General features: G+C 71.0%; 16 protein-coding genes. 5 read left to right on the top strand and 11 right to left on the bottom strand.

Annotation, left to right across the window (positions count from 1 at the left end; all coding sequences use genetic code 11):
- Positions 1–6 precede the first annotated feature (6 nt).
- Entirely contained in the window at positions 7–591 is a 585-nt protein-coding gene (locus ASG23_RS13540; protein WP_056025787.1) for a CDP-alcohol phosphatidyltransferase family protein, read from the bottom strand.
- Positions 592–640: 49 nt separating this feature from the next.
- Complete coding sequence (locus ASG23_RS13535; protein ID WP_056025785.1) at positions 641–1,564, bottom strand: LLM class F420-dependent oxidoreductase; 924 nt, start codon at positions 1,562–1,564, stop codon at positions 641–643.
- 59 nt (positions 1,565–1,623) lie between these two features.
- On the opposite strand from ASG23_RS13535, the gene ASG23_RS13530 reads away from it, so the two are divergent.
- The gene (locus ASG23_RS13530; protein WP_235521121.1) at positions 1,624–2,274 is read left to right on the top strand and encodes a DUF1684 domain-containing protein; all 651 of its coding nucleotides are present in this window, start codon (positions 1,624–1,626) and stop codon (positions 2,272–2,274) included.
- A gap of 13 nt (positions 2,275–2,287) precedes the next feature.
- Here ASG23_RS13530 and ASG23_RS13525 read toward each other — a convergent pair whose 3' ends face one another.
- The 5 genes from ASG23_RS13525 to ASG23_RS13505 form a co-directional block, all read right to left on the bottom strand.
- Positions 2,288–3,220 carry an Fpg/Nei family DNA glycosylase gene (locus ASG23_RS13525; RefSeq protein ID WP_056025783.1) on the bottom strand — a complete coding sequence of 311 codons (933 nt, stop codon included), beginning with the start codon at positions 3,218–3,220 and terminating at the stop codon, positions 2,288–2,290.
- A 10-nt stretch (positions 3,221–3,230) separates the two neighbouring features.
- Entirely contained in the window at positions 3,231–5,135 is a 1,905-nt protein-coding gene (locus tag ASG23_RS13520) for an AAA family ATPase (RefSeq protein WP_056025781.1), read from the bottom strand.
- Between the two features lie 125 nt (positions 5,136–5,260).
- A complete protein-coding gene (locus tag ASG23_RS13515) occupies positions 5,261–6,055 on the bottom strand; it encodes a tyrosine-protein phosphatase (protein ID WP_056025779.1) in 795 nt (264 codons plus the stop codon).
- Positions 6,056–6,060: 5 nt separating this feature from the next.
- Complete coding sequence (locus ASG23_RS13510; protein WP_327019472.1) at positions 6,061–7,257, bottom strand: RNA polymerase sigma factor; 1,197 nt, start codon at positions 7,255–7,257, stop codon at positions 6,061–6,063.
- A 19-nt stretch (positions 7,258–7,276) separates the two neighbouring features.
- Entirely contained in the window at positions 7,277–7,663 is a 387-nt protein-coding gene (locus ASG23_RS13505; protein ID WP_200941614.1) for a YciI family protein, read from the bottom strand.
- A gap of 188 nt (positions 7,664–7,851) precedes the next feature.
- Between ASG23_RS13505 and ASG23_RS13500 the strand changes: the two genes are divergently transcribed.
- Genes ASG23_RS13500 through ASG23_RS13490 form a run of 3 tightly spaced genes read left to right on the top strand, consistent with a single transcriptional unit; the run spans position 7,852 to position 10,210 of the window.
- On the top strand, positions 7,852–8,745 hold the full coding sequence (locus ASG23_RS13500) for a L,D-transpeptidase family protein (RefSeq protein ID WP_056025773.1): 894 nt from the start codon (positions 7,852–7,854) through the stop codon (positions 8,743–8,745).
- 56 nt (positions 8,746–8,801) lie between these two features.
- Positions 8,802–9,476: a phosphatase PAP2 family protein gene (locus tag ASG23_RS13495; RefSeq protein WP_056025770.1), complete on the top strand. Its 675-nt coding sequence runs from the start codon at positions 8,802–8,804 to the stop codon at positions 9,474–9,476.
- Positions 9,476–10,210 carry a phosphatase PAP2 family protein gene (locus ASG23_RS13490; protein WP_056025768.1) on the top strand — a complete coding sequence of 245 codons (735 nt, stop codon included), beginning with the start codon at positions 9,476–9,478 and terminating at the stop codon, positions 10,208–10,210. Before ASG23_RS13495 ends, ASG23_RS13490 begins: the two co-directional genes overlap by 1 nt.
- Positions 10,211–10,220: 10 nt before the next feature.
- On the opposite strand, the gene ASG23_RS13485 is transcribed toward ASG23_RS13490, so the two are convergent.
- The 4 genes from ASG23_RS13485 to ASG23_RS13470 all read right to left on the bottom strand — a co-directional run bounded on the left by ASG23_RS13485 (position 10,221) and on the right by ASG23_RS13470 (position 13,708).
- The gene (locus ASG23_RS13485) at positions 10,221–10,841 is read right to left on the bottom strand and encodes a hypothetical protein (RefSeq protein WP_056025767.1); all 621 of its coding nucleotides are present in this window, start codon (positions 10,839–10,841) and stop codon (positions 10,221–10,223) included.
- A 328-nt stretch (positions 10,842–11,169) separates the two neighbouring features.
- Positions 11,170–11,856: a hypothetical protein gene (locus tag ASG23_RS13480; RefSeq protein WP_056025765.1), complete on the bottom strand. Its 687-nt coding sequence runs from the start codon at positions 11,854–11,856 to the stop codon at positions 11,170–11,172.
- 785 nt (positions 11,857–12,641) lie between these two features.
- Complete coding sequence (locus ASG23_RS20895) at positions 12,642–12,983, bottom strand: helix-turn-helix domain-containing protein (protein WP_200941601.1); 342 nt, start codon at positions 12,981–12,983, stop codon at positions 12,642–12,644.
- Between the two features lie 263 nt (positions 12,984–13,246).
- Positions 13,247–13,708 carry a hypothetical protein gene (locus ASG23_RS13470; protein WP_157465661.1) on the bottom strand — a complete coding sequence of 154 codons (462 nt, stop codon included), beginning with the start codon at positions 13,706–13,708 and terminating at the stop codon, positions 13,247–13,249.
- A gap of 304 nt (positions 13,709–14,012) precedes the next feature.
- Here ASG23_RS13470 and ASG23_RS13465 point away from each other — a divergent pair, with 304 nt between their 5' ends.
- Entirely contained in the window at positions 14,013–15,395 is a 1,383-nt protein-coding gene (locus ASG23_RS13465) for a hypothetical protein (protein WP_157465660.1), read from the top strand.
- The last annotated feature ends 44 nt before the right edge of the window (positions 15,396–15,439 follow it).

Below are 15,439 nucleotides of genomic sequence, written 5' to 3'. Positions count from 1 at the left end.
CGCGCTTCACGCGAGCAACCGGCGCAGCTCGCGCAGTCGTGTAACGGCCGTCACCAGCGACATCCCGATCATCACGGGCAGCACGAGGGGCGACAGCGCGGGCGCAGCCACCAGGAGGACCACGGCGAGGCAGCGTTCCGTCTTGCCGAACGGTCCCCCGTTCAGCCGCGGCGCACCCGCCCCTGCGCCGGCCAGCGACGCGACCGTCGGCAGCGTCGCGACGACCGCGGCGACCATCACGAGCACGAGCCCCGACGTGCCCTGCTCGCGCCCCAGCAGCACGGCCAGGCCGGCGAACATGAGCAGGTCGCTGAGCCGGTCCCCGATCTCGTTGAGCACGAACCCCCAGGGGCGCGACACCCCCCGCGCACGGGCGACCGCGCCGTCGAGGTTGGCGCCCGCGAGCCGCCCCGCCAGCAGGACGAGCACGAGGAACCACCAGCCGACGGCGACCGCCACGCCCGCGGTAGCCGCGCTGACCACGCCCAGCCACGTGAAGACGTCAGGGGACACGCCCCCGCGGACCGCCCAGCGGACGATGCCGTCGAGCTGCCGGGTGTACCAGGGTTTGAGTGCGTACAGGCCGCGCATGCCGGGACCCTAGCGAGGTCGCGGGGCTCCCGTGCACGTCAGCCACAGGTCACCCCAGCTGTGACGCCACCTCCGACGCCACGAGTTCCAGGTGGTCCAGGTCGTGCAGGTCCAGCACCTGCAGGTACACCCGCGTGATGCCGAGCTCCCGGTAGGAGCCGATCCGGTCGACCACGGCGGTCGGCGTCCCGGCGAACCCGACGGCACGCACCTCGACCGCGTCACGCCCGATGGCGGCCGCCCGACGGGCCACCTCGGCGTCGTCGCGACCCGCGCACAGCACCTGCGCCACGGAGAACGTGAGGGTCGACGGGTCTCGGCCGACCTCCTCGCACGCCGCCCGGACGGTGGCCACGCGCTCCGCGACGTCGGCCGGCGCGGGGAACGACTGGTTGAACTCGGCGGCGAACCTCGCAGCCAGCGCAGGCGTGCGCTTGGGACCGCTGCCGCCGACGATGATCGGCACCTGCGCCTGCACCGGCTTGGGCAGCGCGGGTGAGCGCTTCAGCTGGTAGTGCTCGCCCGCGAAGTCGTAGTGCTCACCCACCGGCGTCCCCCACATCCCGGTGATCAGCTCGAGCTGCTCGGTGAGCAGACCGAACCGCTTCTCGGGGAACGGGATCCCGTACGCCGCGTGCTCCTGCGCGAACCACCCGGCACCGAGGCCCAGCTCGACGCGGCCGCCCGACATCTGGTCCACCTGCGCCACCTGGATCGCCAGGACGCCCGGGTGCCGGAACGTGGCCGACGAGACCAGTGTGCCCAGCCGGATCCGGCTGGTCTCCCGCGCCAGGCCCGCCAGCGTCGTCCACGCGTCGGTGGGTCCCGGCAGACCGTCGCCGTCGCCCATGCTGAGGTAGTGGTCGGAGCGGAAGAAGGCGTCGAAGCCGAGGTCCTCCGTGGCCCTGGCGACGGCGAGCAGGTCGTCGTACGTGGCCCCCTGCTGGGGCTCGGTGAAGATGCGCAGATCCATGCGGACCACCCTCACACAGGTCGACCCCGGACAGCGCGCCGTGCGACGGTGGGCGGGTGATCCCTGGCTTCCCCGTGCTGACCCCTGGCCGCCATCCCGCCGACGAGCCGTTCGCGGTCGCCGACTGGCGTCGTCGCGTCGCCGGGATCTACGCCGACGTGCGCCGGATCGCCGCCGACGACCCGGCGTCCGCGCACGCGGTCTGGGTCCAGCGACGCGACGAGCTGCTCGCCGAGCACCCCGCGTCGCCGCTCGACGCGGCGACCAAGGCGGCGTTCGAGGGCCTCGACATCCCGCACTACGACCCGGCCTACCGGTTCGAGTGCGAGGTCCGCCCCGCCACGGCGCAGCGGCTCGACGTCAGCACAGGCACCGACGGGCTCGTGCCCTTCGAGCGCATCGGGACCGTCGAGCTGGGCGACCTGGGCAGGCTCGCCGTGTGGGTGCTCCGCGGCTACGGAGGTGGCCTGTTCGTGCCGGTGAAGGACGCGCTGGCCGGCGCGCCGGGCGGCACGTACGGCGGTGGGCGCTACCTGCTGGACACCGTCAAGGGCGCGGATCTCGGCATGGCCCGGGACAGGCTCGTCATCGACCTGAACTTCGCGTACAACCCGTCGTGCGCCTACGACCCGGCGTGGACCTGCCCGTTGGCCACCCGCGCCAACACGCTCGCCGCGGACGTCCCGGTGGGCGAACGGATGAGGTCGTGAGCCCGGTTCGTGGTCAGACCTGGCAGGCGGGGCACCAGTAGAGCTTGCGCCCGGCCATCTCCTCCACGACCACCGGAGTGCCGCTGACCAGGCACGGGAAGCCGGTGCGGTGGTACACCCAGTGGCGCAGCGACGAGTCGGTGACCGCGTCGTCGCGCTGCGCGTCCGACAGGTCGTCGCGCGTGAGGATGAAGCCCCGCTCGATGCCGTCGGCCAGCTGGACGGTCCAGTCGTCCCACAGCGCCCGGGCGACGTCGGTGGGCACCCGACGCCCGGGGGTGTGCGGGTCCAGGCGGGCACGGAACAGCAGCTCGGCGCGGTAGATGTTGCCGATGCCCGCGACCACCGACTGGTCCATGAGCAGCTGCCCGACGGCCACGTTCCGGGAGGTCAGCCGGTCCACCATCACGTCGCCGGCCGCGGCGAGGTCGTCGGTCGACGCCGGGTCGGGTCCGAGCCGCTCGATCGCCGCTGCCGTACCGGCGGGGTCGAGCACCTCGCACGCCGACGGCCCCCGCAGGTCGGCGACGGTCGAGTCGGAGGCGAGCCGCACCCGCACCTGGCCGACGGGCTCGGGTGGGAACGTGGCGACGAGCCCGCCTTCCTCCGCAGGGCTCTCCCGCTCGTCCTCACCCATCCGCACGATCCTGCGCAGCCGGGGAGCGCCCATGCTGCCGGCGGCGAACCCTCCGGGGACCAGCGGCGTGAGCGACCCGTAGAAGTCCCACGCGCCGTACAGGCCCAGGTGCACGCGCAGGACGTCACCCGACTCGAACGTGCAGAACAGCTGCTTGCCGACGGCGTCCGCGGCCACCAGGACCTGGCCGTCGATCCGCGCCGCACCCGCCGCGAACCGGCCCTGCGGGGAGCTCACAGCCAGACGCCGACCGACGAGGTCCTGGGTGAGCTGGCGGGCGATGCGGTGGACGGTATGACCCTCGGGCACGTCCCGAAGGCTAAGCCACCCGCAGCCGCTCCGCCGCCGCACCGGCGGCAGCCGCGATGCCTGCGGCAACCGCCGCCGCACCGGCTGCCAGCTTGTCGCTCTCCTCGCGCGCCAGCAGCTGTTCCTGGGCCACGGTCGCCGCCTCGAGCACGTCGGTGATCTCCTCGCCGATGAGCTCGTGCCGCTCCAGCAGCGCGTCCCGCAGCGCCTCGACCAGGTGGCGGTGCCGGGACAGCATCCGGCGCACGGTGGTCCGGGCGTCGTCGAGGACGGCCTCGAGCTGGGCGCGGGCCTGCGCGTCGCTGAGCACCGCGGAGACCAGGTCGTGGGGCGTGGCGGCGAACGAGATGAGCGAGCCGGTCATCCCGGCCGCGCCGACCATCTGCGCAGCGGTCCGCGTGGCCGATGCGAGGTCGCCGGCGGGGCCGGTGCTGGTCTGCCCGAAGAACAGCTCCTCGGCCACCCAGCCGCCCATCGCGATCTGCACGAGCGCGCGCAGGTCGTAGTGCGAGTGGGTCCAGACCTCCTCGCAGTCGCCGTGCGCGAGCAGTCCGAGAGCGTCGCCGCGGCGGATGATCGTCAGCACCTCGAGGGTCCGGTTCGGCGCCGCGAGCCATGCGGTGACGGCGTGGCCGGCCTCGTGGGTGGCGATGAGCCGCTGCTCGCCCTCGGTGTAGCGGACCGGGTGGCCGATGCCGACCATCTCGGTGATCCGCGCGTGCTCGACGTCCGCGTACGTCATCGCCATCGAGCCGCGGCGCAGCGCGTTGACCAGCGCCTCGTCCAGCAGGTGCTCGATCATGACCGGCGTCCATCCGTTGGTCGCCGCGGCGAGGCGGTCCCGCAGGGCCGGGTCGTTCAGCTCGGAGTCGGTGGAGCGCCGGGCCAGGAAGTGGTCGACGAGTGCGCGTCGGCCCACCGCGTCCGGGGTGGCGAACGTCAGCCGACGGTCGAAGCGGCCGGGGCGCAGCAGGGCCGGGTCGAGGTGGTCGGCGCGGTTGGTGGCGGCGATCAGCAGGATCGGCGCCTTGACCGGCTTGCGCTGCTGGAGCTGGCGGGACGCCGGCAGCAGCAGGTTGATGCGCGCGATGAACCAGTTGACGAACTTGTCGGACCCCGTGGGCTGGTCGAACGACTGCATCTGCACCAGCAGCTCGTTCACGACTCCCCCGGTGCCCTCGCTGACCACCGCGTTGGTGACCATGTGCGGAACCCGGAACGCGTCGAACGGGCTGGACGCCACCGCGGCGGACGACATGCCGCCGCGGCGCATGGCGATGGCGTCGATCTCCTCGATGAAGCCGATCGCACCGCCCTCGGTCCGGGCAGCCTTGCGCAGCGCCTTGAAGTACGCGCGGATCTTCTTGGCGGTGGCGCCGTAGTACATCGACTGGAACGACGTCGCGGAGACAAACAGGAACGGCACCCCCGCCTCCGCGGCCATCGCCTTGGCGGTCATCGTCTTGCCGGTGCCGGGCAGGCCCTCGAACAGCAGGCCGCGACGGGGCGTCCCGCCCATCTGCTCGGCGAACTGCTTGTGCGTCTGGAACAGGTCGATGGAGCGCCGCACGTCCTCCTTGACGGGGTCGATCCCGATGACGTCGTCGAGCCGCACGTCCACCTGCTCCGGCCGGTAGACCACGTGCGGGGACCGCGCGGAACCCATCTGCGTGCCGACCAGCAGGAGCAGCAGCGCCGCGAAGAACAGCACCGGCACGAGGACCAGCGGGTCGACCGTGGGCATCGCCGGCAGGATCGGGCGGTCCAGCAGCGCGTTGACGATGACCCACGTCTCGATCGCGATCACGACGGCGGAGGCGCGGTACACCCGTCTGCGGCGGACCCTGTCGCGCTCGACCGCGATGTCGTGCGCGCCCCGTCGGATGGGGGACGTGATCTCGTCGGCCACAGGCATGCCTTTCCCTCGGCGCCTGGTTTCAGACGACGCTGCGTCGCGGGAGATGCGATCTGCCCATCGTGGGCGCGACCGGGTGAGTCAGCAATATCGGACATACCGGACCACCCGAACGGTCCAACGCGTCACCCGTTCGTGCGAAGCGTCCTGCGGAGGGCCTCGACCTCGATCAGGCTCAGCCCGAGACCGTCCGTCAGGTAGCCCTCGAACGTACCGAACTGCTCCCGGACGGCGGCCAGGGCGGCCTCGAAGAACTCGACCCGGACCTCGAGCATCGGACGCAGCACGTCGGGGTCGCCCCCGGCGTCGGTGAACCGGTCGAGGAGCGGCGCGAACGTCGCGCGGACCGCGGGGTTCACGGCGAGGAACTCCTCGGACGCCCCGGCCTCGTCGACGCCCGCCGCGAGCAGCAGGATGGTCGCCGCCCACCCGGTGCGGTCCTTGCCGGCCGTGCAGTGGAACAGCACGGGCGTCCGCTCGGGGTCGAGCACCGTGCGGACGAACGCCGCGTACGCCGCCTGCGCGGAGCGGTCGAGGACCAGGTGCCGGTAGACCGCGAGCATCTCCCCCATCAGGTCGAGGCGCGCGAACTCGTCGACCCGGCCCGCGGCGAACAGCGCCGGCAGCTGCGCCGCCGCGCTGACGGGCAGGTCCGCTAGCACGTCGAGCACGAGGTGCTGCGCGCCGGCGGGCAGCCGGTCGGGGCGCGGGTCGCGCTCGGCATCGGTGCGCAGGTCGACGACCGTCCGGATGCCGAGGTCCGCGAGCGTGGCATCCGTGACGACCGACTCGTCCGTCAGCTCGGCCGACCGGTAGGCGATGCCGGTCGCGACGGTGCCGCCGTCGGCCGTGGCCCGGCCCCCCACGTCCCGAAGGTTGGTGACGGCGGGAGACAGGAGGACGTGCGCGTCGACGGTCACGCGGTTCAGGGTGTCAGCCCTCGCCGCAGCCGCGCCACCTGCACCCGGAGGTAGTCGCGCTCCGCGAGGCTGGTGGTCCCGTGCGATGCCAGGAGCAGCTGGTCGGCGGCCTCCTGCGGGCGGCCGGCACGTTCGAGCAGGTGTCCGCGCACGGCGGCGAGGCGGTGGTGACCGGGCAGCCGGTCGTCGAGCGTCGTCAGCAGGGCCAGGCCGGCGTCGGGTCCGTCGACCATCGCGAGCGCCACCGCGCGGTTGAGCGTCACCATCGGGTTGCCGGTCATCCGCTCGAGCAGCGCGTAGAGCGCGAGCAGCTGGGGCCAGTCCGTCGCGTCGGTGCTCGGCGCCTCGTCGTGCACGGCGGCGATCGCGGCCTGGAGCTGGTACTCCCCCACGGCGCCGCGCACGAGCGCGTCCTCGACCAGCGCGATGCCTTCGTCGACCATGGCGCGGTCCCAGACCGCGCGGTCCTGGTCGGCCAGCGAGACCAGCTCGCCGTGCGGCCCGGTGCGGGCGGGTCGGCGGGCGTCGGTGAGCAGCACCAGGGCGAGCAGTCCGGTGACCTCGGGGTCGTCGGGGAGGCTCGCGTGCAGGGTCCGGGTCAGGCGCAGCGCCTCGACGGCCAGGTCGGCGCGGGCCACGGTCGCGCCCGTGGTGCTGGCGTACCCCTCGTTGAACATCAGGTACAGCACGCGCAGGACGGCGCGGAGCCGCTCGCCGTACTCGTCCGCCGACGGCATCCGGAACGGCCCGTCCAGCTCTCGCAGCGTGCGGCGCGCCCGGCTGAGCCGCTGCGCCATCGTCGGCTCCGGGACCAGGAACGCCCGCGCGATCTCCGCCGTGGTCAGGCCGCCGACGGACCGGAGCGTGAGCGCGATCGCGGACGCCGGGCTGAGCGCCGGGTGACAGCAGCCGAACAGCAGGAGCAGCGAGTCGTCGGCCTGCGGCGCCTCCGCCTGCTCGACCGCCTCCATCGCGGTGACGAGCTCCTCGCGGCGTCGTCGCGCGTCCTCGCTGCGGTACCGATCCACCAGCTTGTTCTGGCCGACCACGATCAGCCAGCCGCGCGGGTTGTCCGGCAGCCCGTCGGTCGGCCACTGGGTGGTGGCCGCGAGCAGCGCGTCCTGCAGGGCGTCCTCCGCGTCGGCGAGGTCCCCGGACCGGCGGACGAGGACGCCGAGGACCTGCGGCGCCAGCTCGCGCAGCAGGTCCTCGACGCCTCCGTCACTCGGCAGGAGCGGGTGCCTCCATCACGGCGCGGACCTGCATCACCTGCTGGATCGGGACGCCGTCGGGGCCCGGTGCGGAGGACGCCTTGGCGGCGATCTCGATCGCCCGCGCCTCGTCCTCGACGTCGACCGTCCAGTAGCCGGCCAGGAACTCCTTCGACTCCGCGAACGGTCCGTCGGTGACGACCGGGGCGGACAGCCCGTCGCTCCTGACCAGCTTGGCGGCGTCCGGCCAGGCAAGCCCCTGCCCGTCGACGAACTCACCGCTGGCCACGAGCTCCGCCCCGAGGTCATGCTGGAACTGGATGTGGCGCCGCACGTCCTCAGGCGCCCACTGGTCGATCGGCGGGACGCCCTCGATGTAGTAGTTCATCAGCAGCATGTACTTCACGGTGCACTCCCGGTGTCCACTGTTGCCCATGCGGCCCCCCGGCGGGTCCGCTCACCGGGTGGTCGGCGCCGGGCGCAGGTTCTCGACATGCATCCTGTCGTTGATCAGCTCTGCGCGACAGGTCGACTTGGCCGATCGTGCGGCGCGGGCGCACCATGGCCACGACGAGGGGACGCAGATTGGCTCGCACGAGGCTCACGGCACGGTCCGCACTGGCCGCACTGGCGGTCCTGGCGCTGGCCGGGGCGTGCGCCGACGCGCCCGCGGCCACCCCGGCCGCCGCACCGGCGCCGGTGGTCGTGACCGCGCCGGTCGCCGTCGAGAAGGCCGCCGCACCCACCGTCCCCGCGCCGCCCGCCGCGGACCTGAGCACCCTGCCGGTCATCGACCTCCTGCACGTCGTCCCCGGCCTACCGGGCATCGACGGACTCACGCAGCGGGAGAACGCCGACCCGTCGCTCGGCCGCTGGCAGACCGTCGTCGTGGTCCGCGACACGGCGGGACGCGTCGCACCGGCCGGTGCGGCCGTCGGCGTGGTCCCCCCGCTGACGCTCGAGGTGCGCACGACGCTCCCCGTCATCGACCAGCGCGGTCGGTGGCTGCGCGTGATGGTGGCGACCCGCGGAGCCCTGCCCAGCCAGGACGTCGCGCAGACCAACGGCCGCAGCGTCTGGATCGACTCCGCGGACACCGAGCCCGCCGGCACCGACTGGTCGATCCAGGTGGACACCGCCGCGCAGACCATCACGGTCGACGACGGCACCACGACGCACGTCCTGCCCGTGAAGGCCACCGGCGCACCGGGCACGCCGACCCCGCACGTCCCGGCGTTCCTGGTGGGTACCCGCTGGCTGCAGCCCGGCTCCACCACCCCGCGGGTCCTCCTGCTGTCGACGCAGAGCGAGTCGATCGACCACTACGACAAGCCGACGGGCACCGCGGTGACAGCGATCCACACGACGACCCTGCGAGGCGCGGGCGCGGTGTCGAACGGCTGCGTCCGGGTGGGCGACGACGTGCTGGACCTGGTGTGGCAGGCACCTGCGGGAACGGTCGTGACGACGGTCGGCTGACCCGCCTGCCATCCGTTCAGCGCGCGCTGTGCCTGCCTCGCCCATAATCTCCGGGGATGCGTCCGCTTCCGCTCCGCCGCCGTGCGCTCCTGCGCGCCGCTGCGTTCGGGATCGCGTTCACCGTCCCCGTCGCCGTGCTCGCCTACCTCGTGCGCGCCCAGGTGCACGCCGTCGTCGAGTTCGACCAGCAGACGATCCAGGCCGCGACGGAGTACACCCGCGACCACCCCGCGCTCCACCAGGCGCTGCTCGTCTGGCAGGAGCTGTTCCAGGCGAAGTGGGTCAACCTCGCGGCGACTCTCGTGTGCGTGTGGGTCTGGCGCCGGCACGGGCTGACCACCCGGGCGCTGTGGGCGTTCCTCACGATCATGGCCGCGTGGATCCTCCAGCTGGCTGCCAAGGGACTGGTCCAGCGGGCCCGGCCGGTGGTCGAGGACGCCGTCGCGCACGCACCCGGCTCCAGCTTCCCGTCGGGCCACGCGACGAACACCGCGGCCGTCGCGCTCACCCTGACGCTGCTGGTCTGGCCCCTGCTCGGGCGACGCGGCCGGGTGGTCGTCCCGCTCGTCGCCGCCACCTGCACGATCCTCACCGCCGTCGACCGCGTGATGCTCGGCGTGCACTACCCCTCCGACGTCGTCGCAGGGATGGCGCTCGGGACGGCCCTCGCGGGTGCGTCCTATCTCGGCTACAGCGGCTGGTCCGCGACACCCCCCGACCAGGAGACGTGATGAACACCTTCCTGCACCGCTACGACCTGGACACGTCCGCCCCCACCCGCAAGGAGGCGTGGCGCGACTTCGCCGTCCGCGTCCTGCTGCCTGCGGTCGCCCTCTGGGCGGTCATCGTCGGCGTCGGGCTCCTCATCACAGGGCCGCTGGACAACCTGCCGGGCGAGGCCGCGGTCAACGAGTGGTTCGTCGAGCAGCGCACCGCCACGCTCGACTCGGTCACCGCGGTCATGTCCGCGATCGGCACCACCGAGTTCATCATCGGCGCCTGCGTGCTCTTCGTCGCTCTGTTCTGGTGGCGGACGAAGCAGTGGTGGCTCGCGCTGGTACCGCCGCAGGCCATCGCCGTCCAGGCCATCGTGTTCATGACGTCCGCGCTGGTGGTCGGCCGCGAGCGCCCCGAGGTCGAGAAGCTCGACGACTCGCCCCCGACGTCCAGCTACCCGAGCGGCCACACGGGCGCGTCGACCGCGTTCTACGTCGTTCTGGCGATGCTCGCCCAGCGCATCCAGCACCGAGCTCTGCGGATCGTCGTCACCGTCGTCTGCCTGCTGGTGCCGATCGCCGTCGGCACCGCCCGGCTGTACCGGGGCATGCACAGCCTCTCCGACGTGCTCATGGGCGCGCTCAACGGCCTGGTCTGCGCGTTCCTGGCGTGGAACTACCTGCGCCGGGACACCTCGTCGGCCGCGTCCGGGGCCACCTCGGAGGGTCGCAGCCTGACCCACACCTGATCGGCGGGGCTCACGCCGACGTCGACCAGGCGGGTACCCGAAGGCCGAGCGCGCTGAGCTCGAGCGACGCCAGTGCGCGGACGACCTCAGGGTCACCGTCGCGCCAGTCGTTCACCGGGTCGCTGCTCACGCGGGCGAGCGCGCGGACCGGCTGTGTGGCGAGCGCGCGGAGGGCGAACAGGTCTAGGTCGCCGGCAGAGTCGAGGATGCGCGTGGCAGCACGAGCGCGGCTGACGAAGCGGGCGCGGGCGAGCAGCCAGACCGCGGCGACGAGCAGGATCGGGACGGCGGCGATGGTGAGCCCGAGCAGCAGCGCGAGCTGGGTAGCCCCCTGCTGCACCTCGACGCCTGCGCGGGCGATCGAGTCCGCGGCGCCACCGGCGGCGGTAAACGGGGCACGCGCGTCGTCGCCGACGAGCGGGACGCGCGCGACGGTGTCCCCGGCGGAGGTCAGGCTCTCCGAGAGGGAGGTCCCGGCGTCCTCGAGCGTCCGTCCCGGAGCGGCGAGCCGTCCCACTACCTCGTGCACCCACAGGCCAGCACGGACCCACAGGACGATCCAGGCGGCGACGAGCAGGTCGCCCGCGATCTGGAAGGTACGGCGCCACGGGGTCTGTGCGTAGAGGATCACGCGGACATCTTGGCGTGCGCGGGCTCGCCGTGCGTCTGCGCCACGAACAGCGACAGCCCGGACCCACAGGGGTCCGGGCTGTCGATCGGCGGTAGCGGTGGGCTTGGGACGCGGGACTTTGAGGGGGTTGGTTTCGTTGGGCGATCTTCCCTCTGACCTCGTCGGACTCTTCGTAGCGGTCTGCATCGGGTTGCAGGTCTCGGCGATCGTTTGGTCCCTAAAGTGGAGGCTAGAAGGCGACTTCCTGGGCCTTGCTGGAGGTGGGGACACTTCGATGCGCCGAACCGGTAGCGGACGCCGTGGACCGGATCAGTGGCGCGACGCCTTGCTAGTCGTGCGACGCGGCCGGGTCGGCGGCCCTCACGAACACGGAGACGTCGACGTGGTCGCCCTCGAGTGCGAACCGGATGACACTGCTTGCCGGCAGGGCGGCGAAGACTCCCGGCGGGGCGCAGCAGGAGCCCAACGGCCCCAGTTCAGCGATGGGGTCGATGCCTTTGGGCGAACACGCTTCGGCACCAATCCCCTCCCTGAGCCCCTGGCCGGGGTGGGCCACGAGCAGGCACGTCGTGCCGTCACGAGACTCTCCGCTCCACACACTGAGGCCCCCCACGTCCTCGTAGCGCCGCATCTCATCGGCACTGAGACCCAGCGCGTTGAGAGTGCCGTGGTTGTCCTTCGGCTCGTCGGCGTCCGCATCGACCGACTCCAGCGCTAGCACGTAGTCCTGTGCGAGCACGTAGTCCGGGGCGAGCGTGCTGGGCGGGATTGTCGGAGGGACGTTGAAACTACTTCCCTCTCCTTCGGGAGCCGGCAGCATGCTCGCCGTGTCGGTCGCGCCGTCGGGCACGTCTGGCGGCGTGGTGAGGCCCAGCCGGCCCGAGGTGACGATCACGACGGCCGCAGCACCGACGAGTGCTACCGACCAGAGCCACGCCGTCCCGCGACGCCGGCGACGCTGTTCGAGAGGCGCGGCCGACGGGTCGGCGGGTTCGACGAACTCGACGTCGACCATCCTGACCGCCCGGTTCCGCCTTGCGGGTCGCTTCGACGCCATCGGACTTCCCCCGCCGCCGTACCTCACTCAGTACTCCGTGTGCGTCACGGTCGAGCGGGCGGCTCCGTGAGCGCTTGTTCGGGTCGCGTCAGCCAGGTGGCCCAGACTCGGGACGGGTGCTCCGCGCGGCGAGGTGTCTCACACCACCGTCCACCGAAGCGGGACAACGGTCAAGCGGTCGTGCAGCGAATCCACGTCGCTCCGGACCTGCGCGTGGTGATCGACCAGCTTGTCGCTCAGGCGTCGGATGAGGCCTCGATTTGAGGCAATGTGGAGCCAAAGCGGAGCAGCCGAAACGACGAAGGACCCCACATCCGCATGATCACGCGGGTGGGGCCCTTCGACTGGCGGAGGGGTTACGAAACCTACGTAGCGCTGCAGGTTCGCTTGGCTCGCTGACCTGCCATCACACGTTTCGGCGTGATTGATCACGCGAGTCTGTGACGTGATGAAACGTCGCAGAATCCGAGTGACATCGTTGTAGTTCACACTGCCTGGGTACCGCCCGGGGTACGAGCGGTGGCGCCAGACGGTGACGCGAGCCGCCCTCGGCGCTTCTGACGCGTGATGGATTCGAACGGATCCGGCTGCAGGCCAGGTTCAGGTCCATTTCGGTGGCAGCCGAACCTTCTCCAGTACGGCAGGTGGCAACGCGGCCCGCGCGGGTCGTCCCAAGGGACCGCACCTCGCGGACGCGTCCGAAGTGCCCCCCGTCCGGCGCCACCGATCAGAGGTAGGGCCGCTTAGGAAGGCTGTCGCGTTGGCGAGTCGCCGTCCGCTCGGTCACCAGTCCCCCCGTAGCCAGTTGTCTCTTCGTCACCGGGCTCGGCGGTCGCGAGGTAATCGTCGACGGCCGCCTCGTCGCAGAAGAAGGCCTCCGGGCTAACTCGAAGTGCCTCGGCGAGCTGCCACATGGCATGGAGCGAAAGATTTCGTCGCCCGTTCTCCACGGCACCGACGTAGGTCCGGTCAAGCGCCGCGACGTGAGCGAGGTGCTCCTGCGTCAACCCTCGCGCGGTGCGCAGTCGACGCATCCGCAGGCCGAACGCGAGGCGTTGCTCTGATTGTCGTTCTCGGTCGCGCACCCAGCGGACAGTAGGAACGAGCGGCTTATCCGTCGACGGACGATAGGTCACCGGACTATAAGTCACATCTATCGATACCTTGATGTCTAGACATTGGGGGGCAGCGCACCGCGCGTGTCGACGTCGAGCACGTCCGGGAGTGGCTCAATGAAAACCTGCGACGTCGTGGCCCCGTCATCCAGCTGGGCGAACCCTCCACTCCACCGGCTTCCCGCTGATGCCGCCGCGCCTGCGACTGCGCTATCGCCGCAAGAACGGCCCGGTCACGTACGCACCGGCGGTTGGCTGGCGACAAAGATGCGGGCCGTGATCCCCTCGACGCCATCCGTGACGCGATCGCCTTCGCCGTCGGTGACTCGCCGACCTGCGAGCGCCGCACCGAGGGCCGCCAGCACTCGTGCGATCTGAGCGCCGTCGTCACGGGTCAAGACACCGTCAGCGATCAACGCCTCGACGGCCTCTGCATCCGACTTGTCCCACTGTCGGGCACGCGCGACCTGGGCCAACTGCAACGCGATCGCGTCCCATGCCTTCGCGAGGTGCTCGAGAACGAGGTAACGCTCGCGTGCTGCCTGCTTGGTCACACCGAGCTCCCGGCCGATCGCGTCCCACGAGCATCCTGCGATTCGCGCCTGCCCGATTGCCAGACGCGTCGCACGCGAGGCCTCTGACTCGCGCGCTACGGCGAGCCGAACTGTGGCGAGACATTCGTCCTGGAGGTCCATGTCGTCCAGTATCGACAAGGTTTCCTGTCGCGTCAAGACATCTTGTCCTGCCGGAGGGCGTCGCACGACCAAAACATCCCTGCGGTGCCCGCGCCGGGACGCACTGGGGCGGGATGACAGGTGGCTCGGTACGCAAGCACTCCGGCGCTCACTTCATCACGACTGGTGGACCACGTCACCTGACCTGTGCACAGGCAATAGTCCAGTCGCGCGCCGCCCTGACCGCGACGGCTACGCACGTGGGTTCACGCGCCGGGCGGATTCTTGGCAGAACTGCCAACCCGAATCCCACCGACGGAGCACGATGGCGCTCATGGACACTGGCGATCTTCATCCAGCCCGATGGTCGCGGCCCGACGAGGCCCACGACGAGACGGCCGTCCCTGGCACCTATTTGGTAGATGACGAAGGACGTGTCGAGGCGCACCTTCACGCCACCCGGAACGGATACGGACCGGTTGGCTTCGGGCCACCGCGCGAGCTGCCACCGGTGCTCCACGGCGAGTCCTTTCGCGAGCATCTCACCCTCGTCGGCGCCCGGGTCGTCGCGAGCCGCGGCGGCACCAGTGACATGTGCGACGTCACGATAAGGCCGGACTATGCACTTGAGGGGTTTGCGTTCCTCGATCAGGACGAACTTGCCTTCACCGAAGTGCGCGTCCGATTCACCGATCAGGATGTGTGGACCGGCTGGAACCGTTTCGCCGTGAAGTATCAGCATGGGGCGCTCACCGACATTGGTGTCGAGCTGCGTTTCGTGCCGAGGATCGAAGCGGATGTTGACCAAGGCGTTCTGCGCCTCGTTGACGCGTCCTACGTGACGTACGACCCGCACGAGCGGCGGTGGGCGTTCCAGGTCCGGTCGATGTTCGAGTTCGCGTTCGCGCGGCCCGTCGCGATCAACGACGTGTTCGACCGGTACGTGTACCCACTTCAGGTGGCGCTACTCAGTGCATCCGGCAGGATGCCGGGCGTCGCATCAATGGCCGGCACAAGCAACGCGTGGGAGTTCGGTCCAGGAGCTGAGCAGATGCCGACCAAGTGGTTCCAGGTCCGACGCTTCCACGGGCCGCTCAAGACACCGGCCAGCACTGACCTGAAGTACCTCCACCGGCTGTCCGATCTTCAGTTCGACGTGCACATGCCGAAACTGCTCCGTGCTGTGGATGTCCACCGGTTTGCGCTGAGCCACTACAGCTTGCTTCACGCCGAGCGGGCCGCGGGAGGAAACCTCGCACGATTCGGCGTCGCGACGCAGCTCATCGAGGCATTCGATCGAACACTGCATCCGCACGACGTCGGCGACATGGCGCTGGAGAAGCGCTTGAAGCGGCTCGAGGACGAGTCAGGGAACCTCGTCGACGAGATCATCGGTAACCGCAAATGGCGAACGGAGATCGCAGCGCTGCGCAACTTCGCCCTCCACGGCGACGTGCACGCCATCGAGGTCCTACGAGACCAACGACCACTCGTCGCGGCCAGCGAGGCCTTGCTGCTGCTCTTCGAGGTCAGGTTCCTCGTCGCCGTTGGACTTGCGGCTACTCAAGCGAAGGAGCTCGCTGTCGGGCGTGTCCACCATTGGACGATCGCAGCCGCGATCACGGAAAACTATGCGGCACTGTCGGCCGTTGCTGAGCGCACGAGAGTGCGCAAGCGCGGGAAGAGGGCGTCACGCTCCTCCATCTGATGGGACACGTGTCGACATCGAGCTTGATGACGAGCCTGAATCCC

Source organism: Cellulomonas sp. Leaf395, from assembly GCF_001424125.1.
Classification (GTDB): Bacteria; Actinomycetota; Actinomycetes; order Actinomycetales; family Cellulomonadaceae; genus Cellulomonas.
Note: the sequence above shows the minus strand (reverse complement) of the source record. Positions and strands in the feature narration are given on the sequence as shown.

Bases quoted from the DNA above. Each gene is read 5' to 3' on its own strand.
- ASG23_RS13540 (WP_056025787.1), bottom strand. From the start codon at position 591: ATGCGCGGCCTGTACGCACTCAAACCCTGGTACACCCGGCAGCTCGAC.
- ASG23_RS13535 (WP_056025785.1), bottom strand. From the start codon at position 1,564: ATGGATCTGCGCATCTTCACCGAGCCCCAGCAGGGGGCCACGTACGAC.
- ASG23_RS13520 (WP_056025781.1), bottom strand. From the start codon at position 5,135: ATGCCTGTGGCCGACGAGATCACGTCCCCCATCCGACGGGGCGCGCAC.
- ASG23_RS13505 (WP_200941614.1), bottom strand. From the start codon at position 7,663: ATGCTGCTGATGAACTACTACATCGAGGGCGTCCCGCCGATCGACCAG.
- ASG23_RS13495 (WP_056025770.1), top strand. From the start codon at position 8,802: ATGCGTCCGCTTCCGCTCCGCCGCCGTGCGCTCCTGCGCGCCGCTGCG.
- ASG23_RS13490 (WP_056025768.1), top strand. From the start codon at position 9,476: ATGAACACCTTCCTGCACCGCTACGACCTGGACACGTCCGCCCCCACC.
- ASG23_RS13480 (WP_056025765.1), bottom strand. From the start codon at position 11,856: ATGGTCGACGTCGAGTTCGTCGAACCCGCCGACCCGTCGGCCGCGCCT.
- ASG23_RS13470 (WP_157465661.1), bottom strand. From the start codon at position 13,708: ATGGACCTCCAGGACGAATGTCTCGCCACAGTTCGGCTCGCCGTAGCG.
- ASG23_RS13465 (WP_157465660.1), top strand. From the start codon at position 14,013: ATGGCGCTCATGGACACTGGCGATCTTCATCCAGCCCGATGGTCGCGG.